The 22,138-nt window shown below is 50.6% G+C and carries 23 protein-coding genes; 3 read left to right on the plus strand and 20 right to left on the minus strand.

Annotation, left to right across the window (positions count from 1 at the left end; genetic code table 11):
* Positions 1 to 13 precede the first annotated feature (13 nt).
* The 3 genes from NSU14_RS18390 to NSU14_RS18400 form a co-directional block, all read right to left on the minus strand.
* Positions 14 to 229: a helix-turn-helix domain-containing protein gene (locus NSU14_RS18390; RefSeq protein WP_042135991.1), complete on the minus strand. Its 216-nt coding sequence runs from the start codon at positions 227 to 229 to the stop codon at positions 14 to 16.
* A gap of 10 nt (positions 230 to 239) precedes the next feature.
* On the minus strand, positions 240 to 728 hold the full coding sequence (locus NSU14_RS18395) for a DUF2975 domain-containing protein (protein WP_039308893.1): 489 nt from the start codon (positions 726 to 728) through the stop codon (positions 240 to 242).
* Positions 729 to 836: 108 nt separating this feature from the next.
* Positions 837 to 1,718, minus strand: a complete 882-nt coding sequence (locus NSU14_RS18400; RefSeq protein ID WP_340946659.1) for a LysR family transcriptional regulator — start codon at positions 1,716 to 1,718, stop codon at positions 837 to 839.
* Positions 1,719 to 1,844: 126 nt separating this feature from the next.
* Between NSU14_RS18400 and NSU14_RS18405 the strand changes: the two genes are divergently transcribed.
* On the plus strand, positions 1,845 to 2,513 hold the full coding sequence (locus NSU14_RS18405; protein WP_340946661.1) for an O-methyltransferase: 669 nt from the start codon (positions 1,845 to 1,847) through the stop codon (positions 2,511 to 2,513).
* 101 nt (positions 2,514 to 2,614) lie between these two features.
* On the opposite strand, the gene rhaM is transcribed toward NSU14_RS18405, so the two are convergent.
* The 9 genes from rhaM to NSU14_RS18450 all read right to left on the minus strand — a co-directional run bounded on the left by rhaM (position 2,615) and on the right by NSU14_RS18450 (position 9,946).
* Positions 2,615 to 2,929 (minus strand): L-rhamnose mutarotase, encoded by a 315-nt coding sequence (rhaM, locus tag NSU14_RS18410; RefSeq protein WP_076246765.1) that lies wholly within the window; start codon positions 2,927 to 2,929, stop codon positions 2,615 to 2,617.
* 124 nt (positions 2,930 to 3,053) lie between these two features.
* Entirely contained in the window at positions 3,054 to 4,142 is a 1,089-nt protein-coding gene (locus tag NSU14_RS18415) for a rhamnogalacturonan acetylesterase (RefSeq protein ID WP_076246767.1), read from the minus strand.
* An 86-nt stretch (positions 4,143 to 4,228) separates the two neighbouring features.
* Entirely contained in the window at positions 4,229 to 5,533 is a 1,305-nt protein-coding gene (locus tag NSU14_RS18420) for an alkaline phosphatase family protein (RefSeq protein WP_340946663.1), read from the minus strand.
* A 1-nt stretch (position 5,534) separates the two neighbouring features.
* On the minus strand, positions 5,535 to 6,761 hold the full coding sequence (locus tag NSU14_RS18425; protein ID WP_039308881.1) for an MFS transporter: 1,227 nt from the start codon (positions 6,759 to 6,761) through the stop codon (positions 5,535 to 5,537).
* Between the two features lie 623 nt (positions 6,762 to 7,384).
* Positions 7,385 to 8,155 (minus strand): ABC transporter permease, encoded by a 771-nt coding sequence (locus NSU14_RS18430; RefSeq protein WP_340946665.1) that lies wholly within the window; start codon positions 8,153 to 8,155, stop codon positions 7,385 to 7,387.
* Position 8,156: 1 nt separating this feature from the next.
* Positions 8,157 to 8,915, minus strand: a complete 759-nt coding sequence (locus NSU14_RS18435) for an ABC transporter ATP-binding protein (protein ID WP_076246773.1) — start codon at positions 8,913 to 8,915, stop codon at positions 8,157 to 8,159.
* A gap of 24 nt (positions 8,916 to 8,939) precedes the next feature.
* Positions 8,940 to 9,281: a DUF1048 domain-containing protein gene (locus tag NSU14_RS18440; RefSeq protein WP_042135978.1), complete on the minus strand. Its 342-nt coding sequence runs from the start codon at positions 9,279 to 9,281 to the stop codon at positions 8,940 to 8,942.
* A gap of 12 nt (positions 9,282 to 9,293) precedes the next feature.
* Complete coding sequence (locus tag NSU14_RS18445) at positions 9,294 to 9,641, minus strand: DUF1048 domain-containing protein (protein ID WP_042135976.1); 348 nt, start codon at positions 9,639 to 9,641, stop codon at positions 9,294 to 9,296.
* Positions 9,638 to 9,946 (minus strand): PadR family transcriptional regulator, encoded by a 309-nt coding sequence (locus tag NSU14_RS18450; protein WP_269323273.1) that lies wholly within the window; start codon positions 9,944 to 9,946, stop codon positions 9,638 to 9,640. Before NSU14_RS18450 ends, NSU14_RS18445 begins: the two co-directional genes overlap by 4 nt.
* A 214-nt stretch (positions 9,947 to 10,160) precedes the next feature.
* On the opposite strand from NSU14_RS18450, the gene NSU14_RS18455 reads away from it, so the two are divergent.
* Positions 10,161 to 10,712, plus strand: coding sequence for a dihydrofolate reductase family protein (locus NSU14_RS18455; protein WP_042135972.1), 552 nt, complete (start codon positions 10,161 to 10,163; stop codon positions 10,710 to 10,712).
* Positions 10,713 to 10,733: 21 nt separating this feature from the next.
* Here NSU14_RS18455 and NSU14_RS18460 read toward each other — a convergent pair whose 3' ends face one another.
* Entirely contained in the window at positions 10,734 to 11,822 is a 1,089-nt protein-coding gene (locus tag NSU14_RS18460; protein WP_340946668.1) for a diguanylate cyclase, read from the minus strand.
* A 190-nt stretch (positions 11,823 to 12,012) separates the two neighbouring features.
* On the opposite strand from NSU14_RS18460, the gene NSU14_RS36015 reads away from it, so the two are divergent.
* Positions 12,013 to 12,684 carry an excalibur calcium-binding domain-containing protein gene (locus tag NSU14_RS36015; RefSeq protein ID WP_445670052.1) on the plus strand — a complete coding sequence of 224 codons (672 nt, stop codon included), beginning with the start codon at positions 12,013 to 12,015 and terminating at the stop codon, positions 12,682 to 12,684.
* Positions 12,685 to 12,779: 95 nt separating this feature from the next.
* Here the strand turns inward: NSU14_RS36015 and hflC are convergent, their stop codons facing one another.
* From hflC to sbnA, 7 genes are all read right to left on the minus strand, one after another.
* Positions 12,780 to 13,646, minus strand: a complete 867-nt coding sequence (gene hflC, locus NSU14_RS18470; RefSeq protein WP_042135968.1) for a protease modulator HflC — start codon at positions 13,644 to 13,646, stop codon at positions 12,780 to 12,782.
* Positions 13,643 to 14,665 (minus strand): FtsH protease activity modulator HflK, encoded by a 1,023-nt coding sequence (gene hflK, locus NSU14_RS18475; protein ID WP_336102205.1) that lies wholly within the window; start codon positions 14,663 to 14,665, stop codon positions 13,643 to 13,645. The genes hflC and hflK overlap by 4 nt, the downstream gene beginning before the upstream one ends.
* Before the next feature lie 143 nt (positions 14,666 to 14,808).
* Positions 14,809 to 15,915 carry a GerAB/ArcD/ProY family transporter gene (locus NSU14_RS18480; protein WP_336102197.1) on the minus strand — a complete coding sequence of 369 codons (1,107 nt, stop codon included), beginning with the start codon at positions 15,913 to 15,915 and terminating at the stop codon, positions 14,809 to 14,811.
* Positions 15,912 to 17,174 carry a Ger(x)C family spore germination protein gene (locus NSU14_RS18485; RefSeq protein ID WP_340946672.1) on the minus strand — a complete coding sequence of 421 codons (1,263 nt, stop codon included), beginning with the start codon at positions 17,172 to 17,174 and terminating at the stop codon, positions 15,912 to 15,914. The genes NSU14_RS18480 and NSU14_RS18485 overlap by 4 nt, the downstream gene beginning before the upstream one ends.
* A gap of 23 nt (positions 17,175 to 17,197) precedes the next feature.
* The gene (locus NSU14_RS18490) at positions 17,198 to 18,709 is read right to left on the minus strand and encodes a spore germination protein (protein ID WP_340946674.1); all 1,512 of its coding nucleotides are present in this window, start codon (positions 18,707 to 18,709) and stop codon (positions 17,198 to 17,200) included.
* 74 nt (positions 18,710 to 18,783) lie between these two features.
* Positions 18,784 to 19,749, minus strand: coding sequence for a 2,3-diaminopropionate biosynthesis protein SbnB (locus tag NSU14_RS18495; RefSeq protein WP_336102194.1), 966 nt, complete (start codon positions 19,747 to 19,749; stop codon positions 18,784 to 18,786).
* A 20-nt stretch (positions 19,750 to 19,769) separates the two neighbouring features.
* Positions 19,770 to 22,076 carry a 2,3-diaminopropionate biosynthesis protein SbnA gene (gene sbnA / locus NSU14_RS18500; protein WP_336102193.1) on the minus strand — a complete coding sequence of 769 codons (2,307 nt, stop codon included), beginning with the start codon at positions 22,074 to 22,076 and terminating at the stop codon, positions 19,770 to 19,772.
* Positions 22,077 to 22,138: the final 62 nt, after the last annotated feature.

The following is a 22,138-nucleotide window of genomic DNA, read 5'->3' on the forward strand; positions in this document are numbered from 1 at the left end:
TCCCCGCTCCCTTTTATTCTGTAGCTTCCGGAGTGTATTCTAATATATCTCCCGGCTGACAATCCAATGCCTTGCAGATTGCCTCGAGCGTTGAGAACCGGATCGCCTTCGCCTTGCCGTTCTTGAGTATAGACAGGTTAGCCATCGTTATGCCCACCTTCTCCGTAAGCTCAGTTACACTCATTTTCCGTTTCGCCAGCATCACGTCAATATTGATTATAATCCCCATGGTCATCACCTCAGACTGTCAAATCATTTTCAGATTTTAGTTCAATAGCTTCGTTCAACAGCTTCTGGAGCACTGCAGCGAATACAGCGATCACCATGGAAGCCAGGATAATGATCATTCCGATGACGATAATCCCCGGGGCATCATCCCTCTCCGCCATCAGATAGAACAGGGGCATGCCTATAACAAACATACCGCTGATGGCGACTGCACAGTTCTTGATATTCTTCAGCACCTGTACAGAGGTATCCGAGAATGCCTTGTTCTGGTCGATGTAGCCTAACAGCTTAAAGGCCTGATAGAGTGCGATGTAAAAAGGCAGTGCCGCCCCGTACAGATCGATCATCACGAGAGCCTGTATGTAAGCCATATCCGGATACAGCTCTGCTGCAAACCCCGCGATCTCCGGCACTACAAATACACATAGAGCAAGTGCAGCCAATCCAAACAGCACAATCACTGCCTTCAAAAAAGTGGTCGACCCTGGTTTGCGTTTCATTGTAAAAGCACCTCACTTCAGAATTGTGAGTTTAATTTACCACATAATTTATCGTTTATCAATATATTTAGATTGAAACATGATATTTAATTATTGTTTATCTGTTACTCATTGGCGGCAGATATCAATAAACTGCTGCAGCGCGGCAGGCAGGGATTCATTCTTACGCGTGCAGACAGCAATATGGTTGCTTAGGTGAATCCCCTCCACATGCACACGGGAGAGCTGCTTCCACTCCACATATTCGTGCACTGCGAGAGAGGAGATGAAGTTTGCACCATACCCCGCGATTACTGAACGGATGGCTTCACCCAGTCCGCTGAATTGCAGTGCGACCTCTGGCGGCTTCAGGCCATAAGTCGTACATAACGAGACAAGGCGCTCTCTTGTTGAGCTGCCCTCCTCCCGCATAATGAACGGCTCCTGCATCATCTCCGGCAGTGAAACCGTACGGTCTGCATAGGGATGGGAAGGGGCTACCACGAACCACAGCTCATCCTCGAAAAGCTCCAGCCATTCGACATCCTCCGGTTTCTCCTTGGCTCCGCCCCCATAGAAGGCAACGTCTGCTTCATGCCGCTGCAATTGCTCAAAGGCCTGCTGGGAGTTCATTGTTGTAATCTCGATCCCAATCCCTGGATGTCCCGCTTTGAATCTGGCAGCCCAGCCGGGAACCAGGAAATTAGCCGGCAGATAAGTAGCGGCGATACGCAGCTTCCCTTTTTTGCCCTGGCGGTAGTCTTCTACAAATTCATCCATTTGTTCCTCATAGGTGAAGAGATTCCCTGCCTGCTTCGCCAGTTCTGTTCCAAAGGAAGTAAGTGAAATACCGCGGCCGCTGGGGTTAAACAAAGGCAACCCCAAATCCTTCTCGAACTTCTTGATTTGGCTGGTAACCGCCGGCTGGCTGATATTGAGCCGTGCAGCCGCTTTCGTGACGCTGCCCGTCTCGGCAACATAATAAAATAGTCTTAGTGCATGCAGGTTCATGCAGATCGCCTCGATTCATAATCAAATTATATGCAAACTACAAAAACATATATTAGTTTTATGAATTATTTTACCTTATATTTAAAACAGATCCAATACAACACTTAACCAAACGGAGGGATTCACATGAAAGAACAGAACAAATGGAGTAAGGTTGACGCGTATTTCAATGACAAGCTGCTGGCGGCAGATCCGGTGCTGGACGCCGTTCTGGGCGCTAATGAAGGTGCAGGATTACCGGCGATTGATGTTGCTCCGAACCAGGGGAAGCTGCTGTATCTTCTGGCTAAAATGAAAGGTGCCGTTAATATTCTGGAGATCGGCACGCTGGGCGGCTACAGCACCATTTGGCTGGCAAGGGCGTTGCCGGAAGCAGGAAGACTGGTTACGCTCGAATTCGAGCATGACCACGTAGTCGTCGCTGAGGATAATCTGAGAATGGCAGGGTTAGCGGATAAAACGGAGGTGATTGAGGGGCCGGCACTTGAGACGCTGGTGACACTTGAAGCCCGGGGTCATGGCCCTTTTGACTTCATCTTCATTGATGCCGATAAACCGAACAATCCCCATTATCTGAAATGGGCATTGAAGCTGGCCCGGCCGGGAGCGGTAATTGTGGCCGATAACGTAGTGCGTGATGGTGAAGTCATTCAGGCAAACAGTTCAGATGACCGCGTACAAGGTGTCCGTCAGTTTATGGATCTGCTCTCCGCCGAGCCGCGAATAGAAGCCACCGCACTGCAGACGGTAGGCAGCAAAGGATACGACGGCTTCGTGCTTGGCATTGTTATTTGAATGTCCTCCCCGGATCGAACGGCGGTGCACTTCATGATCCCTTTGCAAGCTATACAATACAAAAGTGCCCCGCAATATCACAGGGCACTCTTGGCTATCGGTTATTTTAAGTAGAATACATCTTTCAAATTCTTGGACACCGGGCTGTGGTCAGGGTTAGTCTCCATTAACGGCTCCATATACACCCACCACTTCCGGCAAATCTCCGTCTGCGACATCTGATCCCACCGCTCTTCGTCTTCAATCTCTACGTAAGCAAACAGGCTGCCCGTTTCTTCATCCAGAAAAATAGAATAATTATGTGCGCCATGGTTCTTCAGCTCTTCAGCCATATCCGGCCAAAGCTCATCATGACGGCGTTTGTACTCCTCATAAGCATCGGGATAAACATGCATAACACTCGCTTTTCTAATCACTGTTCAGCTCTCCAGACATATAGGGGTGTAGTTATAACTTAAATGAACTATTATATTGAACATTATAAAGCACAAGTGAACTTTATTGAATATAAATAAACACAAATAAACTCGAATATCTGACTTAAATCAAGGAATCCCCTATATCGCTGATCAGATGCCGCTTGAGCTTGTCCGCCTCTGTCTGCTGTAGCCCCTTCGCTACCAGTCTGGCCATTTCTATGGCCCCGGCTTCCGAGAAATGCGTGTTATCCTCTGCTCCCTCAGGAAGGTTAGCATATTGGCCCGGTTCCGCCCACAGAAATACTTGCTTGGAACGAGCCTCACCAAGCTCCTCAAAATATACTTTGCTGAGTGAAGCGAGATCCACAAAGGGTACAGCTTCCCGGACGGCCAGCTGCCTCATAGCTTCAATATAATCCCCGTGGGTATTCCGGATGGCCCCATCCTCCTCGAAGAACCGCCGGTGCATGGGCGCTACAAGCACAGGATACGCGCCGGCTGAGCGCGCAAGATCAATATATTGCTTCAGATAGTGCTGATAGGTTGTGAACGGACCCGCACCTTCTTCTGTTTCCTTCTCATCGTTGTGGGCAAATTGTACAAGCAGGAAGTCGCCCTTGCGCAGTCTTTTGGCTATCCGCAGCAGACGGCTCTCCTCAATAAAGGTTCTGGCGCTTCTGCCGGAACGTGCATGATTCGCCACAGCAATGTCTTCATCCAGGTACAATCCGATCATTTGGCCCCAGCCTGTATAAGGGAATTGCCCCGAGGCCTGATCCGTTACGGTAGAATCTCCTGCAAGAAATAGAGTAGGGATGGAGCTTACCCGGTTAACCGTCACCTGCCGCACACTTGGTGCAGCACCGCCGAAAGCCAGCTTGAGCACACCATCCTCGACATGCACAGCAAAGCTGCGGGTGGTGATCTCACCGGGCCCGGTCTTCAGCTCAAGCAGTCTGAGCCGGCCGAGTCCTTCTCTTACGGTAGTAACGGCGGAGGTGTCCGGTGAACCGATCTCCAGCGTTACGGTGTAATTGCCATTCGGCACATCCATCAGCAGTGTCGGCACCGCAGGAGAGAAATAATCTCCGGGCCATGAATCCTTGAGCTCCTCATTCTTCGAGCCTGCCGGCGCAGCGGCAAAGCCATAACCCTGTTCCATGTCATACAGGCTATCCAATGCGGGTACAAACGAATAGTTAAATATCATACGGGCATCCACCTTTCTTTTCCCGTCTACACTAATTCATCCGGGTATAGAAGACAATCGGACTCTTTTGCCGGTTTTGCACTTTTTTATTCCCGGACAATCTCCTCCAGCACTCTCCCGTCGCCATGCCCGAAATCGATCCCCAGAATTCTTCCCAGCGTTGGCGCAATATCGACCATTTCGATGTCGCCGATAGAATAGTCCTGTTTAATCATGCCGCCGGAGACGACAAAATTGCACCGGTAGCCGCTTTTGTCAGGAGAATAACCATGCGTAGCATAACGAATTCCATGTGCCTGCAAATCGACAACCAGCTGCTCCTCCAGACTCTCATCAAAGGAATAGCCGCGCCGCGCTTCAAGCATTACTCTTGTGGAATGGCTTGCATGAAGACGGTCTAATGTCTCTCTGTGGTATACGCTTTCAACCCCTGACATGTCATTCTGCCTACATTCTTCAATAGCCGTGAGCGCGAGCCGCTCTGCTTCTTCGTCTCCCGGCCGGACATGCAGGTACGCTGAACCTCCGCCGCACTGGAAGTATGCCCGCCATTTCATTACGCCGCCCTCTTCATAGATCAGACCCTTTGCCTGCAAAAGCTTGTTCAAATGCACTTTGTAGCGCACATTGAACTGGCCGTGGTCTCCGAGCACCATAATTACCGTATCCTGCCTGATCCCGGTATCTTCCACAGCCTGCAGGATCTCACCCAGCCGGTTATCCATGCGCAGGATGACTTCTTTCACCTCATCGCTGTCTGTCCCATACAGATGTTTGGCATCATCCAGGTCAATCAGATGCATCATGAGCAGATTAGGCTTGTTGCGCTTAATCGTGTCTATCGCACACTTCGTTGTAAAGTCATCCAGATAAGGCTGGGTAATCCCTTGCCTGATCCGGCCGTATTTCAGCTCCATACGGATGCAGTAGGCGGGACTGCCGCTTCTCAGCACCTTAAGTGCCTGATTCTCACCTTTCAGCGCCCTGATTTCCGGGATATTATACCGGATCGAGGACTTGCCCGAAACCGGCCAGAGGAGTCCGGCGGTACTGAGCCCTGCCTTACGTGCAGCATCATAAATTGTCGGTACCTTGACCGCCTCACGGAACCAGAACCAGCGCTGATCCTCCTCCTTCACGAACGGCTGCAGCGGATTGTTGTGGTGAATGCCGTGCTTGTCCGGATGAACGCCGGTAGCGATGGTGGTATGAACTACATAGGTGAGTGTGGGGTATACGCTCCGCAAGCGGTTGCTGTGGGCACCTTGCTTAATCAGTCTGGATAAATTGGGCAGCCGGCTGGCCAGTTCCCAGTTGTCCTCCGAGAAGGCATCGTAGGAAATGACGATGAGATGTTTAGCTAATGGCGTGCGAGGCGTTGTCGGTTCCATGTCAGTTCCCCTTAGGTAGTGTGATGAAGATGAAGAATCCGATCAGAAACAGCGGAATGATGGATAAAATGCTAAAGCGGGCCTCGCCCGTTAACGTCGTAGTCAGTGACATCAGCGCCGGGCCGAGAATTGCCGCGAACTTGCCGAAGATATTATAGAAGCCGAAGAATTCATTGGAATTCTCCTTCGGAATGATTTTGGCGAAATACGAGCGGCTGAGCGCCTGGATGCCGCCCTGGGCCGAACCGATGAGCGCGCCGAGAATAAAGATATGCCACACTGAGGTGATGAAGAAAGCCGCAATACAGGAAATGATATAAGTGAAAATCCCGAAGATAATCAGCTTGCGGGCAGAGTGGGTTTTGGCCAGATTACCGTAGAGAATCGCACACGGAAAGGCAATGATCTGGATGATGAGCAGAATGCCCAGCAGGGTGAAAGTGTCCAGCGAATCCCCGCCCAGCACCGACGTCGCATACGGCACCACCATTTTAATAATGGTATCTACCCCGTCGATATAGAAGAAATAAGCAATCAGGAATACAAATACAATTTTGTGCTGGCGGATATTCATGAAGGTGTTCGCCATTCTTTTGAAGCTGTTTGCAACCGGATTAGGTTCAGGCTCAATATAGTAGCGCTGCTTCACATCTCTGATCATAGGCACAGTGAGCAGCCCCCACCATAGTGCAGTGATGATGAATCCAATCTGATAGCCGATGGCCTTATCCATCCCCATCATGAAGATCAGCAGCAGACTGATTCCGAACGGAATACAGCTGAAGATGTAACCGAAGGCAAACCCTCTTGTGGATACCTTATCCATCCGCTCATCATCTGTAATATCAACCAGGAAGGAATCATAGAAGATATTAGCCCCGGCAAACCCGACCGCTGACAGAATGTAAAAAGCAATCAGCAGCTGCCATTGTCCGCTATCCGGTGACACGAAGGCCAGGGAAGCCGTAGCAAGCACGCCTACCGCTGCGAAGAAGATAAAGAAGCGCTTCTTCCTGTCCTTGTAATCGGCAATCGTCCCCAGGATCGGACTGAGCACCGCCACCAGAATACTGGCAATGGAATTGAAATAGCCCAAATCCATACTGCTGCCCACAGTGGTGAACATGCCGAAGATAATGGGCAAAAGCGCCGTAGTCACCGCCATCGAGTAGGCAGAATTACCGCAGTCATACAGAATCCATGATTTCTCCTCTTTACTCAGCTTCATCTAATCTTCTCCTCCAATAACCGATTGTTTCAGTTATATCACGCGAACATATGAAGCATGTTAATGGGATGTAAAATCACAGAATCTCTGGCTTGGTGGCAATAGCCTTCCCAATATCCTGCAATATACATGGTCATTATAACCTGAATTACCAATGGATAGGGTGAAAAATATAGATTAAGCTCACTAGATTCACGGAATATATATGGGCAGAGGGCGCTGCAGCAGGATGGAGACTTTTCAGTAAACACTGTAGAGATAAATGTTGTACGTTTTACAACTTTGGATCATTGATAGTTAGGTTTCCAGGAGGATTGTTGTATAAAATACAAGAATAATTCGGCTAAGCCGCTTGAAAAAGGTAAAATCCTGCATTTCATACAACAATTCCGGATTTGGGGCGATATCAGAAGGGAAATGTTGTATTATGTGCAGGATTTCATGACAAGTTATCAGAAATCAGCCACAGAAAGCCGATGAAACGGTAAAACCGCAGCTAAGGCGTCTAAGAACACCAGCAATTGAAACGCCGGGACAATACCTAGTCCGCACATAAAAATGGCACCTGTCCCGGAAGGTCCGGGAAGGCGCCATGCTTTTAATATCAGAAACCGGGCAGCCGTTCACGCCGCCTTCCGTTTGTATACGCGCATCGCAAACAGATATGCGGCAACCAGTATCCCCAGGCACCAGGCAAGTGCAGTCCAGATGTCATGTCCGGCAGGCTGCCCCGCCAACAGGGCGCGGATAGTCTCCACTATGGAGGTCACCGGCTGGTTCTCGGCAAAGGCGCGGACAGCCCGCGGCATAGTTTCAGTAGGCACAAATGCGGAGCTGATGAAGGGAAGGAAGATTAGCGGGTAGGAAAAGGCGCCTGCGCCGTCTACCGATTTGGCGGACAGTCCGGCAATCGCCGCGATCCAAGTCAGGGCCAGCGTGAACAGTGCGAGTATACCGGCCACGGCAAGCCATGATAATACGCCAGCCGGAGAGCGGAAGCCCATAAGGAGCGCTACAAGAATGATGACGGCAACCGAAATCGCATTGGACACGAGTGAGGTCAGCACATGCCCCCAGAGCGCCGCCGAGCGCGCAATCGGCATCGAGTGGAACCGTTCGAAGATGCCGCTCTGCATATCCATGAACAGCCGGTAGGCCGTATAGGAGATGCCGCTGGCAATTGCAATCAGCAGGATGCCGGGCAGCAGGTAATTCACATAGTTGTCCGTGCCGGTCTGAATGGCCCCGCCGAACACATAAACGAACAGCAGCAGCATGGCAATCGGAGTGATGGTGACTGTGATGATGGTATCCAGGCTGCGGATAATATGGCGCATGGAACGTTCAAGCATAACGCTCATATCACTGAAGAAGTGTCTCGCTGTCATTTCCATTTTACTTTCCCTCCCTATTACCGGTGATGGCAAGGAATATCTCTTCTAATGTGGGTTGTTTCTCCACGTACTCCACCTTGTCAGGCGGAAACAGCTTCTTCAGCTCCGTGAGTGTGCCGCTCGCAATAATCCTGCCCTCATGCAGAATAGCGATTTGATCGGCCAGCTGTTCGGCCTCCTCCAAATACTGCGTGGTCAGAAATACAGTCGTGCCCTTAGCGGCAAGCTCTTTGACTGTCTTCCAGACTTCGATCCGCCCTTCGGGGTCAAGTCCGGTGGTCGGCTCGTCGAGGAAGATAAGCTGCGGTTCTCCCACAAGGCTCATGGCGATGTCGAGCCTCCGGCGCATCCCGCCTGAATAGGTTGATACTCTGCGGCTCCCGGCTTCAGTCAGGCCGAACCGCTTCAATAGATCGTCTGCTAGCTGAAGCGGATGGTTCAGGTGCCGGAGCCTGGCGATCATGATCAGATTCTCCCGCCCGGTCAATATCTCATCCACGGCAGCAAATTGTCCGGTCAGGCTGATCGACTGGCGTACATGATCAGGCTTCGATGCGACATCAAAGCCGTTTACGGTTGCACTTCCCCCATCCTGTTTCAGCAGCGTAGTTAGGGTTCTGACAATTGTTGTCTTCCCCGCACCGTTGGAACCGAGCAGAGCGTAAATTTCGCCGCTCCGCACCTCAAAGTCGACGCCCTTCAGAACTTCTATATTATTGAAGGACTTTCGCAGACCTTTCACTTCAATGGCATTGCCCATTTCTGCTTCCCCCGTTCACTTTGTTTAGTCCGTTGCCTTTTTCATGGCCTTGGCTACTTCCTGGTCCACAGATTCCTGATAGAGATCAGCGTAGGTTTTGGAATCTTTGATGAGGTCGTCGCAGAACGCCGCTACGTCATTGCCCGTCACTTCAAGCACCCCTTTCCCCAGTGCAGCGCCCTCCTCAAAAAGATCGACAATCCCCGAGAGCAAGCCATTCCCCTCCGTCAGCTCCACAGGACCGACCTTAAACAGATATTTTTGCAGCTCTTTATAGACAATCTGGTAATCCTGCGGCAGTGCTTTGACACGCGCAACATGCGCCCGCCACTCTTTTTTCCCCTCGATCATATCCCGTATTTTCATTGTATCCTCCTCCTACTTCCCTAATTTCCGGGCAATATTATCATTAAGCTGCTGGCGCCACTTGTCGCGGTAAGACTTTGCCCCTTCTTCACCCGCCAGCGCTGAACAGAAGCCCCGGATATCATCACCTAATACCTCCCGGGCATTCTGGCCGTCCGCCGCCGTTTCTTCCAGCAGGCCAAGCACACCGTCAAGAATGGGCATGAGGTTACGGCCGGTGAAATCAGAATGCGGCCAAAGCTCGGCTTTAATTTTTTCCCAGGCCGTCTGATAATCAGGCGGGAGCTTTTTTACCCGCAACTCAAAAGCCTGGAATTCTTTGGTCATATCTCTGCCGGTGATCTTATCCCAAAAATTCATTGATTTCTCTCCTTTAACTCGTTCATTTTGGATGATACAAACTCCCATTTCCCCCAAAACTTCTGCAGCTCCTCACGCCCCGCATCATTCAGCGCGAAGAACTTTCGCGGCGGCCCCATATCCGAAGGTTTCTTAGTGGTATCGACCAGCTGGCTTTTCTCAAGCCGGATCAGGATGGTGTACACCGTTCCCTCTACAACATCGGTGAAGCCGAGGGCATTCAGCTGCCTTGTGATTTCGTAACCGTAGGTTTCGTTGCGGCTTATAATTTCAAGGACACAGCCCTCAAGTACTCCCTTGAGCATTTCTGTCAGATTATCCAGCACAATTCCTCCTCACTACTCTGTATGACTGGTATTCAGTATTACTTACTACCACTACATAGTAACACATAGTAGCAGATTGTCAATAGCTGTTAATCTGATAATTATGCTAAAGGGCGGATTTGTTTAATCCCCCCTCGTCCGTTAAACTAAAGCTGTATTTAGCGGGCTAAAATGTAACATAAGGAGGCTGCATATGGGACGTGTAATTCTGCAGATGAATGTGACACTGGACGGTTGCTGCGACCACACGCAGGTGATAGCGGATGAGGAGCTCCACCAGTATACGGCGGATTTGATGGACCAGGCCGATGGCCTGCTTATGGGACGTAAAATCTACCAGCTGATGGAAGGCGCTTGGCCAGCCATTGCTATTAGCGGTGAAGGACCCCAATTTATGGTCGACTTTGCACATAAGCTCGACCGGAAACCCAAGTATGTCTTCTCGCGGACGCTGGATCACTTGTCGTGGCAGAACTCTTTTTTGCTAACGGGGACCGTATTAGAGGAAGTGCAGCAGCTTACGGCAGAAGGAAAGAGCCTGATCGTTAACGGCGGTCCCGGCCTGGGCTCCACTCTGGCAGGGCTAGACTTGGTGGATGAATATCACTTCCTGGTACAGCCAATTGTTGCCGGACACGGTCCTAAGTTATTGGGGGAAATCCGTGACCGGCTGGATCTGAAGCTGAGCGGAACCACAACCTTCGGCTCCGGCGTCGTGGTGCTCCACTATACGCCCGTCCGTTAACCGCCTGACTGATCACCGAGTTTATGTAAGACGCGCTTCAGCATAGCATACCTGGTTTCTGCCTTTTCCTTTAGCCTCATATAGAGCTTCGTCGGCTTTCTCCAGCATTTCTGCCGGGGCAGATTCCGGAAAAGAAGAAACCCCTACAGAAATCGTTATCCTTAGCTGGGACTGGTCAGGGAGTACAAAGATGCTGTCTTGAACCGAGGAACGCAGCTTCTCGGCAACCGTAATGCCCTTATCCGCCGTACACCGCAGAAGCAGAACCGCGAACTCTTCCCCTCCTTTGCGCGCACAATAATCGCGTATACGGATACCGGACTGGAGAATATCAGCGAGTTTGGACAGGACCACATCTCCGGCCGCATGCCCGTATGTATCATTAACAACCTTGAAATGATCGATATCTATTAACAGCAGAGAGAACGGTTCATTCTGGAGCGCGCTTATTTCCGCCGTTTTTTTGAAAATCAGATTAAAGGACCGGGGATTATGGAGTCCCGTAAGAAAATCCCGCCGCTCTGCCGCCTCTTTAAACATTTCTAATGCGTCATGGGATTTCTCCAGGTGGTTAATGAGCAGATAATTAAACAGGCATGCCATGAAACAGATCATGTCAAATAAAAGAATCGTGCCTATGTTAGTCCAGCCTACCAGCGGAAGCAGTATACAGGTGGAGAGTATGACCATACCGCAAGCTGCAGCCAGCCACCGGTAAAATGCGGGGATTTTAAGCGAAAAAGCAAAAACGCCCACCAGAAAAGTAATCACGATATTTACAACACCCAACAGGGTCGCTTCATTAATTTGACCAAGGAAAAAAAGCCGGAACAAAGCAATTAAACTTGTCGAAATCATCCCGGTAACAGGCCCGCCAAGATATGTGGATGCCAGGATTGAGACTTGCCGGAAGTCTATAATGGTGCCATCGCCTAAAGGAAAAGCAAAATACAGCTGAACAATGCCAAACAGTCCAAACCCGATTCCGTATAAAGCATGTAATTGAAGCTTGGAGAACGCCCGCTTTCCTTTTAAGAGGGCCAATATCATATCCCCGAAAAAGATAAACGTAGTAAGCAATGAAAAATTGATGAGCAAATTAACAAGCATAACATACCCCTTACAAAATAAGTGATATCCCCTTTTGATTCTATAATGAGGGATAGTTGAAGACACCCCATCAGTATAGCATGGACATTCGTGTAATTCTCTATCAAAATAACCCCCAAAATCGTTTGCATTTTTGTCGAAAGATGGGGTCGTTTTATATAGAAAAAACTTCCTTTAATTGTTAAACTAATTGGAGTCAACTAATACATTAAAGGGGTTTATTATGTCACGTTCAAAAAAAGCTCTCATCATTAGTGCAATTGTTATTTTGTTTGAAATCCTCCTGCTATTATCCTTCCCTTTCCTTGTAGTAATCGCCTTCAATTTCCTTTTCCTTGCCCTCGCCGCCATCCCTGTCTGGTTATTCGGAATGATCTTCCCTCAGAAAGTAATCTGGTGGGGGAATGAGGATCACCGTAACCGGAAGAAGGTTTCAAAGTACGCAGGTATTCAGCTGCTCCTTTGTTTCATTATTGCAATCGTTATTATTCCCAAAACCGAAGATCAGACTTTAAGCGCCGCAGCCCCCTCACCTTCACCAGCTCCTGCGGCCACTACGAAGTCTGTTGCAACAGAGGAGCCGGGTGTCTCAAGAAATACACTTGCCTCCATTCCCACACAGAAACCTGTTCCAACTAAGAAACCCGTTACCACAACCAAACCCAAAGCCACCAACAAACCCGTCACCACAACCAAGCCCAAGGCTACCAACAAACCTGCGGCCACTAAAGCACCTGTCCAGGATGTATATTACAAGAATTGTGATGCTGTTCGGGCGGCAGGAGCTGACCCCATCCGTGCCGGAGAACCAGGGTACTCGCGCAAACTGGATCGGGATGGTGACGGCGTAGGCTGTGAATAAAAATAGGTGAATACACTCAGCAGCATATCAAAGAGGCCCATGCGCAAACCGCATGGGCCTCTCATATTTACATCCCGCCAATAGATCAGATGAGGTTATTGCCCCATCAATATTTTGGCATATGGCGAGTCAATCGGTATCATAATAACCGGCTCATTCTTCAGCGTGGTCACATAACTCTCCAGCGTACGATAGAAGCTATAGAACTCGGGAGACTTTCCATAGGCCTGGTTATAGATTCTGGCGGCTTCCCCTTCTCCTTCAGCAATGATTTTCTTAGAATCAGCTTCGGCCTGGGCCATCAGCTCTCTTGAGGAGCGGTCGGCCTTGGAGGTTATTTTCTTGGATTCCTCGTCACCTTCGGACAGATAACGCGCGGCAATGGACTGGCGGTCCGAAATCATCCGGTTGTACACACTTTGTTTGTTCTCCTCCGGCAGATCCGTACGTTTGATCCGTACGTCAATCACTTCAATCCCGTAATTATCACGGGTTAAGGCGGCAATGACATCATTGGTGATCTCATCGTTAATATTGCCCCGTCCGGTGTCTTCACTGATAATATTCTCATAATTGACTTCCGACAGCTTGCGCCGCACGGAGTTATATACCGCTTCATCAATACGCTGAATCCCGCCGCCTACCGATTGTACGGTTCTCAGGAATTGCGAGGCATTGGTAATTCTCCAGACGGTATAGTTATCAACCACAATCGGCTTCTGGTCCTTCGTCAGAATGCTGGTGGGTGAGCTTTCGTATGTCATCTGATACTTGGGGAGAGCTGAGACATTCTCGATAAAAGGGATTTTCAGCCTCAGTCCAGGCTCCTCAACGGTACGCATCGCTTCACCGAAGCGCAGGACTACCTTGTATTCACCCTCCTTCACTACATACATAGAGCCTGCAAGCAGAATAGCTAGAACAATAGTTGATATCAGTCCGATGATCTGGTTTCTTGTCACTCTGCATCTCCTCCTTGCGGCGTGGCCGAAGCTGCCGGGCTAACCGGAGTGCTGCGCATCAGCTCATTCAGCGGCAGATAATTCACAGTATCGCTATCCGAGTTGGTAATGAAGATTTTGGCGCTAGGTAATATAGTCTCCAGTGTCTCCAGAATCAACCGGCTTTCGGTTACGCTCTTATTGTTGCTATATTCGGCAAATATGGCGTTAAACTGGGCTACATCGCCTTGCGCATTCAGGATACGTGATTTCTTCTCGCCCTCGGCTCTCTCAATCAGCGCCTGCGCTTCACCGCGTGCCTTAGGGATGATATCGTTCTCATATTTCTTGGCGTTGTTAATCTTCGTGTTCTTCTCTTCACGGGCATTGGTAACCTCGCGGAAGGCTTCCTCTACCTGACCGCTCGGCGGCTCAATATCCTGGAATTTGATATCAATGATCTGAATACCGGTGTTGTATTTCTTCTGCAGATCGACGAGCAGCACCCGCACCTTATCCTGAATAACCGTCTTTCCGTCTGTAATGGCATAATCCAGCTTCTCGGAACCAATGACCGCACGGATGGAGGAGCTGGCCGAGTTACGCAGAAATTTGTCCGGGTCATCAATGTTATACAGATAATTGCGGACATTGCTGATCTTCCACTGTACTACAGCATCGGCAGATACGATGTTCTCATCGCCTGTAATCATCATCGCCTCATCTTCAACAGCTACAGCTCCATCTGCCTCCTGGCGGTACCCGATATGTATCCGCTGGGTCAGCTCCGCAGGCACTGTTATCACTTCCTGTATTGGATAAGGCCATTTGAAATGAAGTCCTGCCGAGGACTCGTTGGTGTATTTGCCGAAGGTCAGGATAGCTGCACGTTCCTGCTCCTGCACGGTATAGAATGAAGTTCCGCCAATATAAATCAACACAGCGGCAGCGGCTACCCCTAATCCAATCTTCTTGTACATTCCCGGTTTCAGCTCGGGAAGCTTGCGTCCCGGGATCGGATTATTCCCATCCCCATTCATGAAATTCAAGATGCATCGCTCCTTTTTACGTATTTAAGTCTATATAGAGATACATATACGTAAATAAAACAAAAAAGTCGCAAATTTCGCGACTTTGTTCAATCTTATTGGATTTTACTGCGTTTCTCTTCTTCGCAGTAAGACTAGCGCCGGATATCTGTATGAAGGTTTGCTTTCACAGCAGAAACCAGCCACAGGAATAGCGGAATTCCGATCATATTCACAGGCAGCACATAACGGATCCATACCCCTTTCAGCAGCAGCCCGGCCGGAGGATTCAGAATGATCACCAGCATGGTGAGGATAAACGAGACTGCGGCTACGATCAGGGATATTTTTTTCCAGCTGCCGGTCTTGCCGGTCCACTGGGCCACGCCATAGCTGGTAATGAACATATAGATGGACAGCTTGACAAATATGCAGACCAGCCACACCGCCATCACAAATATATCCATATTCTGAATAAACTCCATCAGATAGACCAGCTTGACCATCTCAAAAAAAGGAAATTGCAGCCTTCCGCTTACAGCCGGACCGAAGGTCATAATGACCCACAATACGCCAAACAGCAGCATTACCGAGGATAAGGCCACTCCCAGCAGCACCGCTTTTCGGGTTCCTTTGCCGGGATGCTCCACAAAGGGAAACAGCATCATGAGCAGAACGGATTCGCCCAGCAGCGAGACCGGTGCCAGGGCCCCTTGCAGGATTGGTCCCGGTCCGGTATCTGCATATACGGGCAGCAGCATCGGCGCATTGAGATTATTGATGGTGAGCGCAAAGGTGAGCGCAAGAATAATCATCAGAATCGGCCCCCACAGCTCACTGACTCTGCCGATGGCTTCAATGCCTCCATGATAGACCGTGTATATAACTACGCCCAGCATCGTTCCGATGACTACCCAGGCAGGTGTTTTATAGAGGACACTCAAGCGTATGAACAAGAATTCATCGCGCAGAATGAGACTGATCACCCAGAACCATTGGAGAATGAACGGAATGACAATCAGCTTGCCGCCCCATTTTCCCAGAATAGTCACACTGTACTCTATCAAGGTCTGCCGGGGATACCGGGAGCTGAGCTTGGACGCAATATAGGTAATGACCAGACCCGCGCCTCCAGCCAGAATGTAGGAAATCCAGGCGTCCTGCTTGGCATAAAGAATCGTTGCTGTCATCGAAATCAGCAGGTTGATCCCGATTTCCAGCATCATAATCATCCAGAACAGCTGCCGGTTGTTGATCTTCATTTCCCTTCACCGCCGTCTCTCGTTGGCAGCAGCGATTGTCCTGTCAGGCCTGTTCCGGTGAGGTTCAGCTTAACGGTAACGTCCATATCAATATCCGGAAAGATCGTATCCCAATCCGCAGCAAGCTTCTTCCACTGATAAGGATGGCGGTGATGAATCGTATCTCCGAAACCGAAGATATCGCATTTGAAATCCTTCTGCACTTTGGTTAAGACTTTCTTAATCCTCGCTTCAAGGTATTGATTCATCCGGGCTTCGACCTTTTGCACATTGTCCGGCCTCGAGAGATTCAGCGGTGAATTATTCTCTTCAATGAACCCTTTTCCCTCCAGCAGAATCCGGAATTTGGGCAGAGCTCCGGTCATAACCGGCGTAATTTGACTCTTGAAGGTGTCCACATTAATGCTCACGGTCTTGCCTCTGGTTGCTCCAGAGAGGGCATCCGCTGCCGCTCCCCCCGGCTTGTCAGCATCAATAGAGTTGATAATTGTAGTGAAATTCCGGAAGGCCAGCCGGTTCGTAATCCAGAGTCTGACCCAGAATTCATCATAATTCAGATATCCCGCCAGCTTCAGCTTCTCATTAAAAACAGCCGCCCCGTATAAACTTAAGGTCGTCTGCGGCGGGCTGTCCTCCGGTGTCTTCTTGTCCGTATTTACTTCCGGAGTTTCAATCGAGAGTGCAGGCATGACGCCGCAACCGGTGCCATTGGCCATGATGAAGAAGTCCAGCAGTGAGCGGCTGATGGGTGCCCCGCTTTTCTCCTGAATCTTCTGCACGGCAATTGCCGGATTGGCTTCAAGCTGATAAGCAATGCTCATCGCCTCCTGCGCAGTCCCGCCCTTGACAACAAAAATATTCGACCGCGGGCGGACCATCGGGCTTCGGCCATACTCGTCCATGATGGAGAAGACCCCCTTCTCCGCCAGCTTCTCCCCGATAAAGATATTCCGCCGGTGTCCCGGAAACAGTACCCGCGAAAGCTTTCTCTGCATATTCTGTTCGGCATCCCTGTTGTTCTTGCCGAAGGCACTTTCGGTCATGAACCCGGATGTGCTGCTCTGTCCTCCGCTTTCCTGACCGCCTGATTTGGATACCAGCGGCAGCACAAGATTGGCCGTAGCCAGATATTCTCCGTTCTCCATCAAGTCCATGCCCCAGCCCAGGACAATCGCCTGGTCGTTCAATTCCTGACGGTCCCAGCAGCCGGTCAGAATCAGGGATAAGGCGAGGAACACAGAGCTTATTTTCCTGAACATATGCCCCCGTCCCTTCCTGCCGGTTATTTGGTGCGTTTGGGGAACCGCTCAGTCTTGCCATTGGCCAGCCATGGCATCAGCCTGCGCATCTTATATTTGGGTGCACGTACAAGCACATCATTCAGATTCTCCATAGACAGCGGCGCATAAGGCGCCATATAAGGTATCCCAAACGGCTTCAGCGTCACCATATGCACCGAAAGCATAATCAGAAACAATACAATTCCATAGAAGCCGAGAATTCCGGCGGCAATGAGCAGAGGAAACCGGAGCATCCGGTAGGCAGCTCCCAGGTTATACAGCGGAAAAGCAAAAGAAGCGATCCCCGTCAGAGACACAATGATTACCATGGGTGTAGATATGATTCCCGCAGCTACTACCGCTTGTCCAATAACAAGGGCTCCGGCAATACTCACCGCAGGCCCTACCTGCTGGGGCAGCCTGATCCCTGCTTCACGCAGACCCTCGAAGATAAACTCCATAATCAGAGCCTCAAACACTGCCGGAAGTGGAACGCCTTCTCTGGCAAAGGCAATACTGACCACGAGCGGTGTAGGCACGACCTGCAGATGGTAAGTGGTCAATGCCACATAAAGGGAAGGCAACAAAAGTGAAGTATGGACGAAGGTATATCTGATCCAGCGCACAAAGGAGGCATACATAAATCTGTCGGTATAATCATCTACAGCCTGCAGCCCGGACCAATAGGTCATTGGAACGATGAGCACAAACGGCGTGTTGTCCGTAATAATAATAACCTTGCCTTCCAGCAGGCTGGAGACCGCCACATCGGGCCGCTCGGTATTCTGAATCTGCGGAAAAGGCGAGAACACGTTATCCTCAATGTATTCTTCGATATTGCTGGAATGAATGATCCCGTCAATTTGGATTTTTTGCAGACGGGCTCTCACTTCCTTGATCAGGCTCTCCTTGACGATACCCTCCATATAGCCGATTACAATATCCGTTTCCGTGATACTGCCGAGTGTCATACTTTCCAGCTTCAGCTTGGAGGAGCGGATACGCCGCCGGAGGAGGGAGGTATTGGTCCGCAGCGTTTCCATGAATGCATCCCGCGGGCCGCGGACAACCTTCTCCGAAGTAGCCTCCTCAATCGAACGTTTCTCCATCTTGATCAGGCTGGCCACCATCGCAAAAGCATTGCCCTCTGTGAAAATAACCGTCTCCCCGCGCAGAACGGCCTGGATGACTTCCTTCGTATCATAGACTATGCGGATTTGCAGCGTCGGAATAAAGACCTCTTTCAGCTCTGCCTCTCTGCCTTCATTGACCTTAGTGCTTCTGCGGAAATGCTCCAGCAGCGGCTGCAGCACAAATTCATCCACGGCATGCGTATCGCACATCCCGTCCACATAGATCAGTGTTGCCCGGTTGGTCCCGTCAATGCTGCAATTCCGGTACATAATATCAGAGCAACCCAGAAACTCCAGCTCCATCCGTTCTACGTTGAACGCAAGATCCGGATACAATCTCTCTGGCTCATTATGCTCTTTGGCTGTTTGTTGTTGTTCCATGCGGCATCCATCCCCCTCCTGTTGGTATTTGCTGGAGGGGACGAAATTATGCATAGATCCAGGACATTCACCGTTTAAGCCAGCTCAGTCCCAATCCCCATTTCTCTCGCCTTTTTAACATAATGCACCGCCACAGCGATATCAAAAACAGCCATGCCCATCGGACAGAAAAGGATTGGATCATCGGCGGCGAATGTACTGAGACTGCGGCGGCAGACGACATCGGCAAGCGTCTGTGTTCCGGAACGGGTCAGCCCCTGTTCCAGGTGAAGCTGCTCGATATCCGTATTCTCCCGGCATACTTCCTCCCAGTCGTCGACGATGATCGCTTTCAGTGAAGCCAGCGCCTCCGGCTTGTAATCACGCAGTGAAACATTCAGCAGCAGCATGCCTTTGGCGGGGGGAATATCAATATACCGGTGATCGGGCACTGTACAGGTGATAAGAATATTAGAATGCAAGTAGACATCCGCCCACGTCTCTGCCACTTCCATCCGCTCCATGTATGGAGATGGAATTCCTGACAAGTCTGCTCCCCGTATATCGTAGATACGGACCCGTTCAATCCGGTCTCCGAACAGAGCCATAACCATCTGACAATGATATTGCCCGATAGGCCCCCAGCCGATAATGCCAAGCTGAATCCGCTCCATTGAACGGCTCTGCAGCACATGGCGGATCATCAGCCCGCTGACAGAAGCCGTTCTGACGATGCTCGGAAGCGGCGAGTTCAGAATAGCTGAGGGCTGGCCCGTACCCTGGTCATTTAATACGATGATACTATGCGCACGCGGGAGACCCGACCTGATATTGTCAGGGAAGCTGGAAATCCATTTGATCCCGGCTGTATTGACATTCCCCCCGGCATAAGCCGGCATGGCAATGATCCGGTTACGGGGATTCTTGTACCTCAGGTAGGGCTTTACCGGCTGCACATAATCACCGGTATGAATGAGGTGCACCGCAGCTTCTGCTGATTCTGCAAGAGCAGCCCAATTCAGGCCCACTGCCCGCAGATCCTGGTCATTTAAGTACAGCAACCTGTCTCCTCCTTATGCGCTCAAGTTAGGAACTCTTCATCTGCTGGCGGCAGCTGTTGTCCGAACTGGCTCTGAACCCAGGAATCCGAGAATACCGTATCGAGATAACGTTCACCCTTATCGTGCAGAATAGCGGCGCAGACAGCTCGGGGAGTGAGCTGCTGCTTCATCTGCCGGATGGCCGCAAGAACTGCCCCGGAGGACGCTCCGGCCAGAATGGATTCCTTCCGCGCAAGCGCCCGGCAGCCCTGAACCATATCGGAATCGTTAACATGCACAATATGGTCAATCAAATCTGTTCTGCAAAAAGGCGGCACAATGCCGGCACCAAGTCCGGGGAACCGCCGTTTCTCCTGATTGCCGCCAAAAATTGCGCTGCCCGCCGCATCAACAGCCACAATCCGGGTCTGCAGCCCGTTGTCCTTCACGTATTCTGCAAGCCCGCGGATCGTCCCGCATGTACTGACAGCACAGAACAGATAATCCACCTGTCCAAGCTCAGTCACGATCTCTTTCATGGTTGTATGATAATGGGACAGATAATTATTGGGGTTCGCATACTGGTTCGGCCAGTAGCTGCCCGGCACCTCCGCGAGCAGCTGCTGCACTCGCTTCAGTCTGGCCGGCAGAAATTCCCCTGTTTCGGGATCGGGACAGGCAACATAATCGATGGTTGCGTCCAGGGCCCTCAGAATCTGAAGATTCATCTCTGTCGTCCTGGAATCCACAACACTGATGAAGCTCATTCCCAGATATTTGCAGATCATAGCCAGGCTGATCGCCATATTTCCCGAACTTGATTCAATGATGACTGTACCCGGCCCGATGAGCCCTTCCTTCCAAGCCTCCCGGATCATCCACAGTGCCGGACGGTCTTTCGCGCTTCCTCCCGGGTTCATCAGCTCCATCTTCGCGTATACGCTGAACCCGCCTCGCGGAAACAGATGGTCCAGCCTGATCAAAGGCGTCTTGCCGATGGCCGACAAGATACCGGTGTCCAGGTTCAGCTCTGCCCTGTCATTGACTCCATCCTTCTGATAATACAGCTTCTTGTTCTTCACCTGTCCGGTCTGGAGCTTCCCGTCCTCTGCTGCCAGAATGACGTCAATATCGTCAAGCAGATGATTGCGGATCATCAGACCGATTTCCGGAATGCATTCCCTGATTTCTTCCCTGATCGCCGGAACTGCGGATGGAACCGCAGATCTGCTCTGGATATACACAGTTAAAGCATTATTGCTGACCTGGACCCGGATCATTGCATCCTGGAGATGACGGTAGACCACCTGTTCAATATCGTAGATACTGATCTTCTCCCCGTGCTTCAGCTCGCGGCCCACCCGTTTGACGATAGATCCGAAGCTCTGCTTCTCCGTCCCGTCTATCTTCACTGTCCTGAAATCCCTTACGACATCATAGGTAACAAAACGGATAGCGGGCAGCAGCCTGCGGACAGCTGAGGTAAGCACCAGGATGCCTTCGCCAACTCCCAGAGGGTCCAGCCCTTCCCCTAATGCCTCAGTTCCGATGACTTCCGCAACAATTCCGTCAGCAAAGATATACCGGCCCAGATCATGCGAATAGTACGCGATTGTGCCGATTTCAATAGACCCGTACGTATCGGTAATGTCCTGCGGCTCAAGGCCGAACAGCCGGGCCATATTCCGCTGCCACTCCACTGTAGCGATCTCACCAACCAGAATGATCTTGCGGATTCCGAGCGAACGCGGATCTTCAGCAGCATATACGATATGGTCCAGAATAGAGGGCATCGTATACAGCAGGTCGGGCTTAAATGCCTGAATCCGCCCGATATGCTGCTCTATCGGCAGCTCGAAGGGGATTGAGCTGTTGACAAGTCCCAGCCGTTCGAAAATGGCCAGCGCCGTATTCGCAGCATGTCCGGTTCCCATATCGGCCAGCGCCCTAGTACATCCGCTTCCTGCAATCAACTCACCGAACAGCTTGGTTTTGATATTGATATAATGGGCGTCATCTTCTTCTGAGTAGACTATAGCCTTACGCCGGCCTGTACTTGTACCCGATGTCCGGTATACGGCGAGCGAAGCATCGGGTGAGCTGCTATAATAATGGGTTTCAAGAATGTCCGAGGTCATCAGGGGAAGGTTCTGCAGACTGTAATTCATAGTCTCACTGCTGCTAATAAGCCCCTTGTACCAGGGAAACTGCCCGATGACTTCAAGTACTTTATCCCGCCAATTGTCCATCAGCATCATGGATGCCTCCTGCTCCGGCTGCATGCCGCAGCCTCTTGGATTCACACCTTCAATAACATATGTAGCAATCTCCCGGTGTGTTCTGCCCATCACGTCTGCCCAATCAAAAGCCCGCTCTCTGCCGTACTATGGCCTATAAGAAGCTACCGGAC

Origin of the sequence: Paenibacillus sp. FSL R10-2771 (genome assembly GCF_038000205.1) — a bacterium.
Taxonomy (GTDB): domain Bacteria; phylum Bacillota; class Bacilli; order Paenibacillales; family Paenibacillaceae; genus Paenibacillus_AQ; species Paenibacillus_AQ phytohabitans.